The 15,249-nt window shown below is 53.5% G+C and carries 13 protein-coding genes and 1 tRNA gene; 8 read left to right on the top strand and 6 right to left on the bottom strand.

The genetic code is table 11. The features are described from left to right. Nucleotides 1-3 precede the first annotated feature (3 nt). From ACHZB8_RS08160 to ACHZB8_RS08145, 4 genes are all read right to left on the bottom strand, one after another. Nucleotides 4-1,233 (bottom strand): type II toxin-antitoxin system HipA family toxin, encoded by a 1,230-nt coding sequence (locus tag ACHZB8_RS08160; RefSeq protein ID WP_316859755.1) that lies wholly within the window; start codon nucleotides 1,231-1,233, stop codon nucleotides 4-6. After that, nucleotides 1,230-1,538: a helix-turn-helix transcriptional regulator gene (locus tag ACHZB8_RS08155; RefSeq protein WP_316859754.1), complete on the bottom strand. Its 309-nt coding sequence runs from the start codon at nucleotides 1,536-1,538 to the stop codon at nucleotides 1,230-1,232. Before ACHZB8_RS08155 ends, ACHZB8_RS08160 begins: the two co-directional genes overlap by 4 nt. 83 nt (nucleotides 1,539-1,621) lie before the next feature. Continuing rightward, nucleotides 1,622-2,755, bottom strand: a complete 1,134-nt coding sequence (locus tag ACHZB8_RS08150) for a site-specific integrase (protein ID WP_316859753.1) — start codon at nucleotides 2,753-2,755, stop codon at nucleotides 1,622-1,624. Between the two features lie 85 nt (nucleotides 2,756-2,840). After that, a tRNA-Gln gene (locus tag ACHZB8_RS08145) sits at nucleotides 2,841-2,914 on the bottom strand. Nucleotides 2,915-3,308: 394 nt separating this feature from the next. Here ACHZB8_RS08145 and ACHZB8_RS08140 point away from each other — a divergent pair. The 6 genes from ACHZB8_RS08140 to ACHZB8_RS08115 all read left to right on the top strand — a co-directional run bounded on the left by ACHZB8_RS08140 (nucleotide 3,309) and on the right by ACHZB8_RS08115 (nucleotide 10,196). After that, a complete protein-coding gene (locus ACHZB8_RS08140) occupies nucleotides 3,309-5,300 on the top strand; it encodes an exopolyphosphatase (RefSeq protein WP_394706145.1) in 1,992 nt (663 codons plus the stop codon). Nucleotides 5,301-5,423: 123 nt separating this feature from the next. Beyond that, nucleotides 5,424-6,152, top strand: a complete 729-nt coding sequence (locus ACHZB8_RS08135; RefSeq protein ID WP_316859752.1) for an RlmE family RNA methyltransferase — start codon at nucleotides 5,424-5,426, stop codon at nucleotides 6,150-6,152. Nucleotides 6,153-6,164: 12 nt separating this feature from the next. Then, entirely contained in the window at nucleotides 6,165-6,683 is a 519-nt protein-coding gene (locus tag ACHZB8_RS08130; RefSeq protein ID WP_316859751.1) for a GNAT family N-acetyltransferase, read from the top strand. Nucleotides 6,684-6,879: 196 nt separating this feature from the next. Next, on the top strand, nucleotides 6,880-7,914 hold the full coding sequence (gene hemH / locus ACHZB8_RS08125) for a ferrochelatase (RefSeq protein ID WP_316859750.1): 1,035 nt from the start codon (nucleotides 6,880-6,882) through the stop codon (nucleotides 7,912-7,914). 197 nt (nucleotides 7,915-8,111) lie between these two features. After that, nucleotides 8,112-9,488 carry a DUF2793 domain-containing protein gene (locus ACHZB8_RS08120; protein WP_316859749.1) on the top strand — a complete coding sequence of 459 codons (1,377 nt, stop codon included), beginning with the start codon at nucleotides 8,112-8,114 and terminating at the stop codon, nucleotides 9,486-9,488. 222 nt (nucleotides 9,489-9,710) lie between these two features. Beyond that, nucleotides 9,711-10,196: a hypothetical protein gene (locus ACHZB8_RS08115; RefSeq protein ID WP_316859748.1), complete on the top strand. Its 486-nt coding sequence runs from the start codon at nucleotides 9,711-9,713 to the stop codon at nucleotides 10,194-10,196. Between the two features lie 82 nt (nucleotides 10,197-10,278). Here ACHZB8_RS08115 and ACHZB8_RS08110 read toward each other — a convergent pair whose 3' ends face one another. Further along, nucleotides 10,279-11,001, bottom strand: a complete 723-nt coding sequence (locus ACHZB8_RS08110) for a TIGR00730 family Rossman fold protein (RefSeq protein WP_316859747.1) — start codon at nucleotides 10,999-11,001, stop codon at nucleotides 10,279-10,281. A 276-nt stretch (nucleotides 11,002-11,277) separates the two neighbouring features. Here ACHZB8_RS08110 and ACHZB8_RS08105 point away from each other — a divergent pair, with 276 nt between their 5' ends. Continuing rightward, the gene (locus tag ACHZB8_RS08105) at nucleotides 11,278-12,879 is read left to right on the top strand and encodes an MBL fold metallo-hydrolase (RefSeq protein ID WP_316859746.1); all 1,602 of its coding nucleotides are present in this window, start codon (nucleotides 11,278-11,280) and stop codon (nucleotides 12,877-12,879) included. A gap of 121 nt (nucleotides 12,880-13,000) precedes the next feature. Here the strand turns inward: ACHZB8_RS08105 and gph are convergent, their stop codons facing one another. Then, complete coding sequence (gph, locus tag ACHZB8_RS08100; RefSeq protein ID WP_316859745.1) at nucleotides 13,001-13,660, bottom strand: phosphoglycolate phosphatase; 660 nt, start codon at nucleotides 13,658-13,660, stop codon at nucleotides 13,001-13,003. Between the two features lie 331 nt (nucleotides 13,661-13,991). Here gph and ACHZB8_RS08095 point away from each other — a divergent pair, with 331 nt between their 5' ends. Then, a complete protein-coding gene (locus tag ACHZB8_RS08095; protein WP_316859744.1) occupies nucleotides 13,992-15,206 on the top strand; it encodes an alpha-D-ribose 1-methylphosphonate 5-triphosphate diphosphatase in 1,215 nt (404 codons plus the stop codon). Nucleotides 15,207-15,249 lie beyond the last annotated feature (43 nt).

The following is a 15,249-nucleotide window of genomic DNA, read 5'->3' as shown; positions in this document are numbered from 1 at the left end:
GATTTAGGTCTGAAGTCGCGTGCGGATAAGGTCTATGTTGGATTTTGATACGTCATATTCACTGGCAAGTTTGTCCCACTGACTGAGTGCTGTTTTTACTTGGTCTATTGTCAGGTTGATGTCTTTAGCGTTTAGGCCTGCTGCCTCGCCAAGAGCAACCAGATGGTCTGTAGTCGGAACTCGGCCTTCTCCCATCACCATCGTGCTTTGTTCACCATTGGGGCCAGAGGAAAAAGTTAGGTCATAGGCTGGAGATAATTTCCACTCGCCTTGTTCATCCATCAAGAACGAGAAGTTTTTCGAGTGGTCGTCCCTGTTGTGGGACAGTACGTTAAAGACTGCTAGTCGAAACATTTTTTCAACTTCGCGGACATCTCGGGTTAATCGCTCGGTCAATGCGAGCAGTTGTTCGTAATCGAGACTTGGGGTTCTAAAGTCCGCGTGCAGGAGGCCGCATGCGCTGTGAACGTGAATTCGGCGATTGTCTTCTCGGTCAAAGCGCTTGACGGCAAAATAGCCAGGTCCGTTTTGTGCGGGAAAGAGATGTGTTTCTGGCATAGCCAATCCAGCCTCTTTCGCAATAAGCGCGTAAACAAATTCAATCGCACCTGAATCTACCCCATCGAGGCTGTTTGCAAATTTGACCAGCCAAGGGGTGTGTCCAGCGGGTAGGGGGAGGCGGCCATGACTGATTGACTTAGTGTCGCTGCTGACGCCAATAACTGCCTTCGGGCGTGCTCCGGCGGATGACCCATTCAAGGCAAGTAGCTCGGCCAGAACATCTTCGGCTTCGCCATTGAGAACGTCTGCTGCTTGGGTTGCCAGTTGATCGAGGTCCAGAATGGTGGGTGCGTCGTCAATGCCTATATCCGGTTCGTAGACAAGAGCCCCCATCCCTGAATGCCCGACATGGGCTAACCTATCGAGCGGAGAAAGCTGCTCGGGGAGGATCCCCTGTTGACGCATGGTACGATCTACGAGCAAACGTCCCCAGCCATCTGGCAAGCTGTCATTGAACACGCCAGGCAGGCCTTGGAACAATGACGATTCAAATGTTTTTAAGCCCGGGGTAAGCGGAAGGTAAAAGGGTGAGATTGAGAGGCCGGTGTCTAAGAATTCAGGGGCAAATTCAAAATAGATTTTGCGGTCCCTTGTCGCCAAGCGTCCCACAGGAATGGCCTTATCGGTAAACTGTAGGCCGACTTTAATTTCGGAAACAGGGGTGTAACTCATGAACGCCACCCAGTTTTGCGTGGTTTTGATTTCTTGTTAGACAACACATCGTCAATCGAAGAGAATTCTTCCTGCTTGGGTTCCAATGCCGCAACGAGCGGTTCTAGAGCATTGAGTACCATGGAGAGCTTCAGGAAAGACTCTAGCGAGATCACACCTTTCTGCTCGAACTTACGCAAAGTTGGCAGGCTAACGCCTGCTCGGTTGGCAAGGCCTTCTTGCGTGAAACCCAATAGTAACCGCCGAGCCTTCAGATGCTCGCGCAGTCGATCTTGAGCTTTCGGAACTGTCAAAAGTGATATCATTGTATTAGTTAAATTCCAATATTGATCTCTAATGATACTATACAATTACTTTTGAAAAACCGCAATAAATAAGCCTGACAGGCTTATGTCCGCTTTCTGCGTACGTTAATAGCAGATGCATCCAAGCTGGTTTTAATATGCGCCGCATAGTGCTTTTCAATCATTTCCACGCTGGTTCGGCAGTTCTTGGCGATCTGATAGATATCTGCCCCTTCCAACAACCGGAGGCAAATATAGGTGTGGCGGAGGCTGTACGCGGTGCGGCGATTGCCTTCGCGATCAAATTTTAGCCCTTCATCTTCCAACACTCGATTAAAGCCTTTACGATGATAAGCTGGAAATAGTAGGTCAGTATTCTGTGGTTTGTTGCGCTTTTTCATGCGCTGGAAGGGATGGACTGCACCGGGCGTGCTTTTACAGTAGCCAACGCCACGCTTGCCACGCACTTCAATTACTAGAATGGTTTGGCCATCTTCTTTTTCAATGGAGACGTCGCGGTATTGCAGATTGTTGGCCTCGTCAGGGCGTAGACCAGTATTGGCCATGAACAGCACATAATCGTGCATCTGTTCGGCAGCCCACTGCCATTTTTTGCCTTGGGCTTCCTGTGCGTTTTTGCGGGTTGCAGTGTAGAGCTTCTTATAATCCTCTGGTGAGAACCAAGCTCGGTGGGTTATTTTCTGGGAGGTTTTATAGGGCGCTGAGAAATCTGGTAGATGCTGTAACCACCCATAGCGTTGAGCTGTTTTCATGACCTGCCGGAGAACTACAATTTCTTGATTGAGAGTGCTGCGGGCTGGCACCTTGCCATCCTTGTTCGGAGTCAGCCGTTCAATGCGGTACTCCTGCACGAGGCCTGGAGTAACCTCGGACAGGCCTTTTTTGCCGAAAAAGGGTAAGAGGTAGTTTCTTAAGCGGCCAGCATGGTTTTCAACGTAACGAGCATTCCGTTCCCCTGCTGTAATGGCGGTATACTCTTTGATGAAAGTTTGGGCTGCATCAGCAAAGGTTTTTTCTGCCTTGATATCGCCAGAACGGATTTTGCCACGTAGCTCTAAATACCAGTCTTCGGCAAATTTAGTGGCTTGATCAAGTTGTTCTTGCCGAGAACTGACCCGCCATTCCTTCCCATCATAGTAGGCTGAACACTGCCACGCTTTACTGCGAGGGCGTTTATAGAGTCTAACCTTTCCGCCAAGTATCGTATGCGCTTCCATCTCTCACACACTCCTCTGAAAAGTGTGTGTGTAGTGTGCGAGATCATTAGGGCGAAAGTAAGGAGGTCTAAGCTATTGAAATTATTGGCTGGGGATCCTGGACTCGAACCAGGACCGACGGAGTCAGAGTCCGCTGTTCTACCATTAAACTAATCCCCAGCAGGAACAATGGCTTGCGCCAGTGTTTTAAGAAATCGGTAGAACGCCGTTGAAAAACGTCGTGCGGGGTTTCTATCCCTGCGCGCCAAAGGCGTCAAGGGGCCAATTTTGAAAAAGCCGTGACAGTCGCGACTTTTTTCTTTTTTCCCACAGCACCGGTTTCAAATTTGCTTTTCTGCTTGAAAGGGACGAGCCAGATCCTTGACCCATTCCGAATGGCATCGACGAGTTTGGGGCCGAGGCAGCCGCATGGGCTTTCGTCAAAATGGCGAAAGGTGATTTCACGGCTTGCCCTTTAGCCTCATGCTGCTAAACTGAACGAGACAAAATGATTGAATCATAGGTTGCGCGCCATGATTTGTCCTCATGTTTGCAGCGCAGCGGGAGATAGATATTGGCACAGGACGGTGGCGGCACCCAGGAGGGGAGCCGTTCATCTGCTGGTCCAAGGCGCGTGCGCGACAGAGGCGGGGACTCCGGCTCTTCTGGCAGCAATGTCAGGGATAATGCACACGCCAAACCTGTCGATGCGAGGGAAGACAAGAGTGCAGACAAGGGGGGAGTCCCTCAAATGTCTGCCAGCGAACGGTCCGAATCATCAACACAGGGGCAGTCCGTCCGCAAGGGGGCGGATGACGCCAATGGTCAGCAGCAAGGTCGAAAACGGCGCCGGTCGCGCTCTCGACGCAGGAAGAATAATGCATCTTCACCAGATGTGAATGCGACGAGCCAGACAGCACTTTCGAAAGAAAGGCAAACCAGCGGAGCAGACGGAAATGCTCCACTGAACGGGAGATTTGTGTCTGAGCAGCAAGGCACAAAAGGAGATCGCGAGCCTTCATCCCGTGCCGCGCAGCACACCGACGATGATCGCGCCCATCATCAAAAACATGACGAGAAAAGGCGCGCGCGTCGCGGTCAGCGTCACAGGCGCAAGGCCGGCGGGCAGAATGGAGAGTCGACATCTCAAGGCGTCTTGCAGACGGACTCGAACGCTGGTGTTGCTATCAAGGCAGATCAAAAGCATGCGGGGGCATCGGACGCGGGAGAGGCAACCGAGCGAAAACGGTCAAGAAACAGATCGCATGAGAGATCACCCGCCCATAGGGAAAGCGACGCTCAAGGCAGTGGAAACCGGTCTTCGAACTCAAGGCCAGCAAAACCGTCTGCTCGAGCCAACGGGGCGCAACAGGGATCAAGACCGGCAGCTCGCCCTGAACGAACGGGCGACAGAAAACACGGGGCCTATGCGGCGCTTGATCTTGGAACAAACAATTGCCGCCTTTTGATTGCCGAACCACAGGGGCAGAGCTTTCAGGTCGTTGATGCCTTTTCCCGTATTGTGCGATTGGGCGAAGGATTGTCCCAATCGGGTAACCTCAGCGCGGATGCCCAGGACCGCGCCATAGCTGCGCTGAAGGTATGCCAGTCAAAGCTTTCCTACCGGTCCGTCAAGCGCTTTCGCCTGATCGCAACGGAAGCATGCCGCAGGGCGTCCAACGGAGCGGCCTTCCTCAATCGTGTTTACCGGGAAACCGGCCTCAAGCTTGAGATCGTGGATCGGGAAACCGAGGCCCGACTCGCCGTTGCCGGGTGCGCTTCGCTGGTCCATCCAGAGGCTGATGGCGTTGTCCTGTTCGATATTGGCGGCGGGTCTTCCGAGATTGTCTGGCTCGATCTTGATCCCCTTAATGAGGAAAATCAAAGCCAGCCGGGCGAGAAAAAGAACCGGCAGGCAAGGCGGGCCATGAGGCAGATGTCCGAGCGCATCCGCTGCTGGACGTCGCTTCAGGTCGGCGTGGTCACCCTGTCGGAAAAGCATGGCGGACGACTGGTCACCAAGGAGCGGTTCGAAACCATGGTCAACGAAGTGCGGGGCATGCTTGATCATTTCGAGGAGCGTAAAGCGCTGGCAAAGGCAATCGAGACCAAGCATATCCATATGCTGGGTACCTCGGGCACTGTCACCACGCTTGCTGGTGTTCATCTTGGCCTTGAGCGCTATGATCGTCGTCAGGTTGACGGAACCTGGCTATCAGCGCTCGAATTGCGTGCCATGATCGGTCGCGTTCTGAGCATGGATTTCGAAGAGCGCATGAAAAATCCTTGTATCGGTGAAGATCGTGCCGATCTTGTGCTTGCCGGTTGCGCCATTCTGGAAGCCTTTCACAGGGAGTGGCCATGCTCGCAATTGCGCGTGGCTGACCGTGGCCTCAGGGAAGGCATCCTGATGGAAATGATGATCGACGATGGTGTCTGGGCTCCGCGCACGCAAAAGAGCAATGGTGATCAAGGCAGCAAAAGCGCATCGGGCAAGAAACGACGGTCCCGTCGCAGGGGAAGTCGCGGCCATCGCGGTGGACAGGGGCGCAAACCGGCCAGTTGATCCAAACACTCACAACCGAGCAATACCTGAAGGCCGAGTGATGTGCCAAGAGTGGCCGACCAAGCCGAAGAATGATATATCAGGGCGGAAAACTGATCGCCCAAAGCAACCGGAGCGCAACGGATGGCAAAAAGATCCGATGGTGGGGAAGGACGCGGCAGCCGCGGCCACCGCACCGAGAAAGTAAGAGTGAAGACCGCTCGTGGTCGCAAAAGCTCCTCGACCCGCTGGCTACAGCGCCAGTTGAATGACCCCTATGTCCAGCGCGCAAAGAAAGAAGGCTTCCGGTCACGCTCGACATTCAAGCTCATTGAAATGGATGACAGATTCCAGTTTCTTAAACCCGGTATGCGGGTGGTCGATCTCGGCTGCGCTCCGGGGGGATGGTGCGACATTGCAGCACGCAGGGTGCATTCCAATAGCGACAATCCGCTCGTCGTCGGGATCGACTATCTGGGCATGGATCCTCTCCCCGGTGTTACGGTGCTCCTGAAGGATTTTCTCGATGACGACGCGCCGCAAATGCTGCTTGATGCCTTGGGGGGCCATCCGCCCGATATTGTCCTGTCCGACATGGCTGCACCGACAACCGGTCACCAGCAGACGGATCATCTGAGAACCGTGCATCTGTTCGAAGTTGCAGCCCTGTTTGCAAAGGAAAATCTGAGACCCGGAGGCGTCTTCCTCTCAAAGGTCTTCAAGGGTGGTACGGAGCATGAAATGCTGGCCGACATGAAGCGGGACTATCAGAGCATTTCCCATATCAAGCCACCGGCAAGCCGCAAGGAAAGCCCCGAAATGTATGTTTTCGCCAAAGGGTTTCGCGGCAGGGACGACGACGCGGAAGAATAGACCGGAACGCATATGGATATCGCGCCACTTCATCAGGACCGGCATCAGGACCTTCGGGATTTCCTGGAAAGATGCTGGATCGAGACCTACACCGATGAGATAGGGGCAGATCTGGCCAAAGCGTTGGTCGAACACACCATCAAGGACGATGTCGGTTTTCTGTTGCCCGGAGATGGCGAAGAAGCCTTCGCCTGTTACGATGAAAACCGGATTGTTGCGAGCATCATCAGGAAAGTGGTGAGCAATCACATCTATGTCTGGGGCTTCTATGTTGCTCCAGAGTTGCAACGGCATGGACTGGGTACACGATTTTTATGTCACGTGATCGACGGGATCAATCCCGATTTCCCGGTAGAAGTCAGTGTTCTCAAAGCAAGCAAGGGGGCGATGGCCTTCTATAAGAAGCTCGGCTTCCGCGAGATCGCCGACGAGCCTTACCAATTGTTTGAAAACAAGACCCTTCCGGCCATGATCATGCAGGCACCGGTATCGACGATTTTCCAGAATTGTCGGTCAAGCGACGACAAATGAGTGAACCGCTCTCGAGCTTTCCTCGTAGAAACTTGCGATGTTAACGCTTTCCATTTCCAGAAATTCATGTATTGGCCGAAAATCGGGGTGCGAGACTGTCGGCAAATTGCTAAAAACGGGTCTCTCTTTAGCTGGCTGCCCGAAAAGACCAGACAGATAGCCATTTTTGACCAGAATTCGTGAAGAGGACCAAATCATGCAAACACATTGGCCTGAAAATCACCCTCAAGTCGCTTTTGGTAAAGTCGGGATATTGCTCGTCAATCTGGGTACACCGGACGGTACCGATTACAAATCCATGCGGCGCTACCTCAAGGAATTTCTGTCCGATGTGCGTGTAATAGAAGAGCCGAAATGGAAATGGTGGCCCATTCTCAACGGGATCATCCTGCAAACCCGTCCGCAAAAGTCCGGCAAGGCTTATGAAGAAATCTGGAACTACGAGAAGAACGAAGGTCCATTGCTGACCTTTACAAGAAGTCAGGCAGAAAAGCTGACGGAACGTTTGTCAAGGATGGATCTGGCCCGTCCTGTCGAGGTGGATTATGCCATGCGTTATGGCAATCCCTCCATCAAGTCGAAGGTTGAAACCCTCTTCGCGAAGGGCTGCGAACGTCTTCTCGTTCTGCCTCTTTATCCGCAATATGCGGCAGCCACCACCGCGACCGTCAATGATGTGGTGTTCGAGGTTTTGCAAAAGATGCGCTGGCAACCGGCCCTGCGCACTCTGCCGCCCTATCATGATGATCCGGCCTATATCGAGGCGCTTTCTATCTCGCTTAAGAACAGCCTCGCCAAACTCGATTTCGAGCCTGAGGTCATTCTGGCTTCCTATCACGGCATACCGCAACGCTATTTCGACAATGGTGATCCCTATCACTGTCATTGCATGAAAAGCTCGCGCCTTATCCGTGAGGCAATGGGTTGGAGCACCGAGTATATGCGCACGACTTTCCAGTCTCGTTTCGGCCCGGAAGAATGGCTGCAACCCTATACCGACAAGACTGTCGAGGGGCTCGCCAATAGCGGTGTCAAGCGTATCGCCATCTTCAATCCCGGTTTCTCGTCCGATTGTCTTGAAACTCTGGAAGAGATCGACGGAGAGAACCGCGAGATCTTCATGGAGCATGGCGGGATGCAATTTGCGCATCTCCCATGCCTCAATGATAGCGACGAGGGTATGGATATGTTGACCAAACTTACTCTCAATGAATTGCAGGGTTGGGTGTAGGAAAACACCCTCAATGCGGCGCCGGGACACGCTCCTAACACGTCCTGGCACTGTGTTAGGTGAGGGCATTAATAGGGTGCTCCTCTCCTAATCGCCTCGTCGGGGCGGCACAGCATAATGGTTTCCAGCATCAATAACTGTGGAGCCTGCGCTGGCATTGGTCGGCTCATGGCTCCATGGCAGCAAATGGTGGAGCCATGGAACAGACTGCAATACTATCCTTGCCCTATATCGCGGCAAGTCAGAACCAGAAGCATGTAACGCATAATGAAGCCCTGCGCATGCTTGACGCCCTTGTCCAGCTTTCAGTGAAAGACCGGCATTTGACAGCCCCGCCAGAGGAGCCGTCAGAGGGCGACCGCTATATCGTGGCGGAAGGCGGAAGCGATGATTGGGAAGGCTGGGACGATAGCCTTGCAGCCTATCTTGACGGGGTCTGGACCCAATTCGTTCCAACGGTCGGTTGGATAGCCTGGGCCGAAGATGAAGAGGCCATTCTGACCTATGGCGCTGAGGGCTGGGTGCTGTTCTCCGACTATGTCGTGGAAAGCGGTGTCAGCACATGGGGCGTCAACACCTCAGCCGATGAGACCAATCGCCTGTCGGTCAAGTCGGACGCCGTTCTGTTTAGCCATGATGACGTGACACCTGGAACCGGCGATAGCCAGCTTAAGATCAACAAGGCAGCGGACACGGATACCGCTTCATTGCTGTTTCAGACAGACTGGTCAGGCCGGGCCGAAATGGGCCTTGCAGGCGAAGACAGCTTTTCTTTCAAGGTGAGCCCGGACGGCTCCAACTGGTTTGAAGGGATCTCGATTGACAAGGACAGCGGTGCGGTCACTTTCCCCAATTCCTCAATTGGTGGCGGCGTGCCGAAAAACTACCTGATCAACGGCGATTTTGACGTCTCGCAAAGGGGAACAAGCTTTACGATTGCTGCGGGCAGTTCGGCCTATACGCTTGACCGCTGGTTGGTGACCAACGATACCGATCAGTCTGTGACGGTCTATCAAAGTGACGCAACGCCGGGATCAACCAACTTTCCCGGCAATCCAAGATACAAGATGCAACTGGCCTTTGACACGGCTCCAACCAGCGGCACCATTCGCATAGAACAGCGGGTGGAATATGTGCAAAAACTGGCAGAGATGACAGCCACGGCGCGGGGCTATTTCTATGGACCATCGGGCAGCGAAACGCTTGCGGCAGAAGTGGTGCAGAATTTTGGCACCGGCGGCTCTCCCTCAAGCGAAGTCACCACGGCAGCGACAAGTCTGGATGTTGCAACCATCTATGACGCGGACGGCATGGCGCGATCAGCACTCTTTGACGTGCCGTCCGTTTCCGGCATGACTTACGGCTCCAATGGCGACGATTATCTCGCTCTGGCCTGGGTGCTGACACCACGGCAGGCCGACACTTACGACATTGTTCATATGAGTTTCGTTGAGGGGAACGCAAGCGGGGATGATGATCCGTTTGAACGTCGTTCGCCAGAAGATACTGTGTCTGAATGTCAGAGATACTATTGGCGTGGATATACCGACGACCAGGGACTTGCCTATTTGTAGGGACCAGCTGGTGGAGGCAAGCAAGGGCCGATTGCGAGCTTTCATACAAGAATGAGAGCGGAGCCAACCGCTTCCATTCTAACGGATCCAACCTATTCAAACTGTACGCATGGTGCGATAAGTGCTTCCACGAGTGCGTTTGTCCATCGACTGGTTATTTCCAGTACTGGTAGTTACAGAGCGCTTCTGGGCGTTTACGAAGCCGATGCGGAGCTTTAAGCCATGAACACATATCAATTTTTGGACAATGATCTAAGCGCAGTGAAACGAAGCGACGGGGCAATTGTGCCTTGGAATCTCGAGACCGGTGGCCCTGCTGGCGGCGGACGCGTCTGGCAACAATGGGTTGCGGATGGAGCACCAGAGCCGGACGCCTATAGTGCGCCCGGACTTTCTGAAGCAGATATCAGGACCTATGCGCTCACATTGAAGATCGCTGCAATCAACGCGTTGGCCATCAACGACAAAAGCTATGATGCGACCGATGCAGGATTGGCCAGCGCCAAAAGTGATTATCGGGATTGTATCGATGCCTATAATCTGGCGCTTGCCATGAGTGAAACGCCCTCTGAAGAGAGCACGGCAACGCTTGGCCTGATCAAGCAGGCCTACGCCTATTTCGCTTCAGTTGAGGAAGCCGTGACCAATATCATCGACGCTGGTGATGCTGTTGATCCGATCAATGAGGATGACCGCTGGCCGGACTGACCAAAGTTTCCTAGCACGTCAAGGGCTTTCGCTGTTTCATTCTATATGAGAGCGGGGAAAGCCCTTGATCATTCTGTCCGGTCTACACCACTTTGCCGGGGCGTTTGCTCAGAAGACCATGATTGATCATGACTTCCCATGCTTCTTCCGGATCGTCGACGATGATGAAATGGTTTACATCATCGGGCGAGATGGTCCCGTGTTTGATCAGTGTGTCGAAATTGATCAGATTTTCCCAAAACTCCTTGCCATGAAGAATGATCGGCATGCCGTCAACCTTGCCGGTTTGCTTGAGCGTCAGGATGTCGTACAGCTCGTCGAGCGTTCCAAACCCACCGGGGAAGGCCACAAGCGCATTGGCGCGCATCGCAAAATGCATCTTGCGCAGGGCGAAATACTGGAACTCGAAACTCAGGGTCGGCGTGACATAATGGTTGATATGCTGCTCATGAGGAAGGACGATATTGAGACCGATATTCAGTGCCCCAGCATCATGCGCCCCGCGGTTGGCCGCTTCCATGATGCCCGGACCTCCGCCAGTGCAGATGACATTGCAGTGGTTTCCGTCAACCGGGCTGAGAGCCCCGCCGCGTTCAGAGACGATGCGGCCAAACTCCCGCGCCTGCAAGTAGAAGGGATGATCCTCCGGCATGCGGGCACTGCCAAAGACAACGACCGTAGAGACAATGCCATGATCGCGCATGCCAAGGTCGGCCTTGGTGAATTCCAGTTCAAGGCGAGCCCCGCGCAGCTCTTCGCGGCGCAGGAAGTTGACATCTTCATAAGCGAGCACTTCATTGTTCATTGGACGATCGGGACGGGGTCGGTTTGATTGCATCGGTAATTTCACTTTTTGATTGTTTCACAAACAGGACAAGGCAGCCGCAGGTGACATTAAAAAACAGACGATATGTCAAAATGAAGACCTTTTCTGCTCCTTTTGACATAATTCATGCAAAGACTTGTTGCATTCCTAACGCATCTTGAAAGGATGGGTCTATGGGTGGTTTGTCAAACGGCAGTATTTTCATCAGTTGATTGAAACTGCGCAAAAGACCAGAAGGCGGAAGGAAGCGGAGATATGAGTGTTCGAATCAAGTTTTGTGGTGCGGCGGGAATCGTAACGGGGTCCTGCTATTATGTTGAGACAGCAGGCCATCGCTTTCTGGTCGATTGCGGCATGTTTCAGGGCACGAAGACCGTGCGTTCCCTTAACTATGACGGCTTTCCTTTCGATCCGACAGCAATTGACTTCGTTCTGCTGACCCACGCTCATATCGACCATTCGGGACTGCTTCCAAAACTTTTCAAGCAAGGCTTTAAAGGCCAGGTCTATATGACTGAACCGACAAAGGATTTGCTGGCTGCAATGTTGCCGGACAGCGGTCATATCCAGGAGATGGATGTGATGAACCTGAACCGGCGCAATGCACGCCGGGGCAAGCCTCTTATCGAACCAATCTATACCCAGAAGGATGCCGAGGCCTGTCAGGTTAACTTTAATTCGGTTAATCTTGAAGAATGGATCAATATCGAGGGTATTCGCGCAAAATACTGGAATGCTGGCCATATTCTGGGCTCGGCCTCCATCGCCCTTGAAATCCCCTCCGATGATCCTGATGAGAAAGCCACACGAGTTCTCTTCTCTGGCGACATCGGTCCTGACCACAAACTCTTCTACCCGGATCCGGCAGCGTCCAGCGATTATGATTATGTCATTTCCGAGAGCACCTATGGCGGCCGCAATCGCGAGGACGTGACGCCAGAGAAAAAGCGGCAAATCCTGCTCAACGAAATTGAATTGGCTCTCAACGATAACGGGCTGTTGCTTATTCCATCCTTCGCTGTCGAGCGAACGCAAGAGCTTCTGGCCGACATGCTGATTCTTCAGCATACTGGCCAATTGAGGGAAATTCCCATCTTTCTCGATAGTCCTCTGGCCATCAAGGCAACCGAGGTCTTTGTCAAGCATGCCTCCGCGCTGGAAGATGTCGAGAGTTTCGTAGACAAGCTTGATACGTCACGCATTCATTTCACCGAAAGCGTCGAGGAGAGCAAAAGCCTCAACCGGATCAAGTCGGGTGCCATCATCATGGCTGGCAGTGGCATGTGTGACGCCGGGCGTATTCGCCATCACATCAAGAACCATATGTGGCGCAGCAATACCACTCTGCTGCTGGTCGGTTATCAGGCAGAAGGCTCGCTCGGGCGCCTGTTGCTTAATGGCGCGACAAAGGTTCGTATTCACGGCGAAGAGATCAGTATTCGCGGTAAGGTTCGACAGATCGAAACCTATTCCGGTCATGCGGACAGTAATGAGCTTGTCGAATGGATCATGGAACGGCAGCCCATTCGACACGGCCTCTATCTGTGTCATGGGGAACAGCAATCCGCCGAAGCCTTGAGGGATGAGCTCATCAAGGCAGGCCTTCCGGACGGGTTGATCAATATTCCTGCAATCGATGACGAAGTTGAATTGACCACCAGCGGACGACCGGAATTTGCACCCAATATCAAGCACCGCATCCAGACCCGCGATGTTGCCAGCTGGGATGCTCATAACGAGTTTGCCGAATTGCAGATCGACCTCAAGGCAGCGTTTGACCAACTGGCCGACGAGAAATCTCGCCGCGCATTGGCTCGCCGTATCAAACGGGCCCTTGAGCAGCAACAGGACGCCTGACAGGTTTGAAAAGTGCCTGATCCGTGACTTGCGGGTGCACTCACAAAATGAGCCAGAAGCTCGGAGTGCACCTTCTCGAAGTGTGTTGTGTGGCTGAAGTGTGTTGTTTCAAAATGGATGCCTATTTCAGCGAGGCCTCGACATAGCGGGTAAGTTTGGCATAGTCCGAGAAGCTGAAATCATGTGGCAGGTTCTGAAGTGATGTCTTTCGATATCCCTCGGTATAGAGTGCGCAGGGAACGCCGGCGGCCTTGGCCGTTGCCGCATCCACTTCACTGTCACCGACAAACAGGCAATCCTGACGCGCATGCTCACCCAGCGCCTTGAGCAGGGGCTCTGGCGAAGGCTTTCTCTGTGGCAGGGTATCTCCGCCAACCACGGTCTTGAAAAAGGTGTCAAAACCGAGATCCTTCATGATCACATAAGTCGGTTCCTCGGGTTTGTTCGTGCAAAGCCCGAGGTCAAGTCCCATGTCGAGAAGATTTTGCAGGCACTCGACCACGCCCGGATAGGGCAATGTGGTCTTTTCTTCCAGAACCTGATCATAGAAAGCGAGATATTCCTCGTTGACTTCGTCGTTGTTGCAGCCATCAAGATGAAGCCCGCCAGCATTGCAGATCTTCTGCACCAGAACCGGAATACCATTGCCAACAAAGGAACGGACCGAAGCGAGATCAATCAACGGACAATCATGGGCAGCCAACAACCGATTTGCCGTCTTGTGGAGATCTGGCACACTGTCGATGAGCGTGCCATCTAGGTCGAATAGAACTGCTTTCATTTTGAATTGTCCTTGAGTGGCTTCGTTGGGAAGGAGCGGTGCGGGGTCTCTTGGCGTCTTGCCGATCTCTAAGGCCAGATGTCGGACAAGCCTTACTCCTCCTTTGCCTGGGATACAATCTGCTCGACGACGCTGGCCAGATGATTTCACGAAAAACGTGTCATGATGAGGAATATAGCATTTGTTTTTTGTTATTGTCGGGCAAAAAATCAACTTCTGACCTATTTGTAATCTTCCTGACATGGAACACGCGGTTTTCTTGTGCCGAGTGAGTTTCCCAAGACTTTCCCTTGTTGAATAAGGCTTCCATTGCCGCCGAGGATGTTATCCCATGAGTGATTTCACGATTACGGGCGCGACCGTTTATTTGCCTGATCAGATCGCCGAAACGACTGTAACGGTATCGGCCGGGATGATCTCGGATATTGGTGGTGCCGTGAAGGGAGAAGAAATCGATGGCAGGGGGCGCATTCTGGCCCCCGCGCTTGTTGATGTGCATGGAGATGCTTTCGAAAGACAGTTGATGCCGCGTCCCAAGGTCTTTTTTCCCATGGAAGCGGCTCTCATGGAAACGGATCGGCAATTGGCGGCAAATGGCATCGCAACGGCCTATCATGCCCTGACCATCAGCTGGGAGCCCGGTCTGCGCAGTGTAGAGCAGGCGCGAGCAATGATTAGGGCCCTTGATCAATGGGGTCCCCGATTGACCATCGAGAACCGGGTTCAGCTGCGATGGGAGACCTTTTGCCTTGAGGGGGTGGATCTCATAAAGGAGGTGCTCGAAGGTCCCGTGCGCCCCGCTCTTGCGTTTAACGATCACACCTCCATGTGCGTGGCGGATCCTGAGATCCCGGCCCAGCGTCGACCCTTTCCCTATTCGGGTCACTTTCCTCTGGCCGACATACAAAGCGCTGATTTTGTAACGCGGATTGAGCCGATTGCAAAGCGGTCCGGACTTGACGCCGGTGACTATGCGCGGCTGATCAGGGAACGGTGGTCGATGCGTCCAAGGGTCATTGAAGCAATTGACGAAGTGGCCCGACTGGGACGGGAGCACGATGTTCCGATGCTCAGTCACGATGATACGCAAGACGAGACCCGTGATTTCTACCGCAAGAAGGGGGCCAATATTGCCGAATTTCCCATGTCGGTTTCCGTTGCTGCGGTGGCGCAGGAGCGGGGCGACAAGGTTGTGTTCGGGGCACCCAATGCGGTGAGGGGCGGCAGCCACATGGGAGCTTCACCCCGAGCCGGCGACATGGTTGAGGCAGGGCTTTGTGACATTCTCGCGTCGGACTATTATTATCCCGCCATGCTGGCCGCCGTGGCCCGGCTGGATGAAGAGCAGCGTGCTGATCGCCTGTCTCTCTGGAAGCTCGTGTCAAGCAATCCTGCAAAGGCAATGAAGCTGGCGGATCGCGGTGACATCATGATCGGCAAACGGGCCGATCTCGTGCTGGTGGGCTGGCCCGAGGGGCATGTTCCGGCAGTCCGCAGAACATGGGTAGCCGGTCGCCCGGCCTATGTCGCAAATCCTGCCCATTGAGCTTTGGGCTTTCTGGTTCCCACAGCTGAGATTGCGCCAGAGG

Source organism: uncultured Cohaesibacter sp. (assembly GCF_963556055.3).
In the GTDB taxonomy this organism is placed as follows: Bacteria; Pseudomonadota; Alphaproteobacteria; order Rhizobiales; family Cohaesibacteraceae; genus Cohaesibacter.
Note: the sequence above shows the minus strand (reverse complement) of the source record. Positions and strands in the feature narration are given on the sequence as shown.

Coding starts and splice junctions, on each gene's coding strand:
- ACHZB8_RS08135 (WP_316859752.1), top strand. CDS start 5,424: ATGGCAAAAAGATCCGATGGTGGGGAAGGACGCGGCAGCCGCGGCCAC.
- ACHZB8_RS08115 (WP_316859748.1), top strand. CDS start 9,711: ATGAACACATATCAATTTTTGGACAATGATCTAAGCGCAGTGAAACGA.
- hemH (WP_316859750.1), top strand. CDS start 6,880: ATGCAAACACATTGGCCTGAAAATCACCCTCAAGTCGCTTTTGGTAAA.
- ACHZB8_RS08095 (WP_316859744.1), top strand. CDS start 13,992: ATGAGTGATTTCACGATTACGGGCGCGACCGTTTATTTGCCTGATCAG.
- ACHZB8_RS08150 (WP_316859753.1), bottom strand. CDS start 2,755: ATGGAAGCGCATACGATACTTGGCGGAAAGGTTAGACTCTATAAACGC.
- ACHZB8_RS08120 (WP_316859749.1), top strand. CDS start 8,112: ATGGAACAGACTGCAATACTATCCTTGCCCTATATCGCGGCAAGTCAG.
- ACHZB8_RS08130 (WP_316859751.1), top strand. CDS start 6,165: ATGGATATCGCGCCACTTCATCAGGACCGGCATCAGGACCTTCGGGAT.
- gph (WP_316859745.1), bottom strand. CDS start 13,660: ATGAAAGCAGTTCTATTCGACCTAGATGGCACGCTCATCGACAGTGTG.
- ACHZB8_RS08105 (WP_316859746.1), top strand. CDS start 11,278: ATGAGTGTTCGAATCAAGTTTTGTGGTGCGGCGGGAATCGTAACGGGG.
- ACHZB8_RS08155 (WP_316859754.1), bottom strand. CDS start 1,538: ATGATATCACTTTTGACAGTTCCGAAAGCTCAAGATCGACTGCGCGAG.
- ACHZB8_RS08110 (WP_316859747.1), bottom strand. CDS start 11,001: ATGAACAATGAAGTGCTCGCTTATGAAGATGTCAACTTCCTGCGCCGC.
- ACHZB8_RS08160 (WP_316859755.1), bottom strand. CDS start 1,233: ATGAGTTACACCCCTGTTTCCGAAATTAAAGTCGGCCTACAGTTTACC.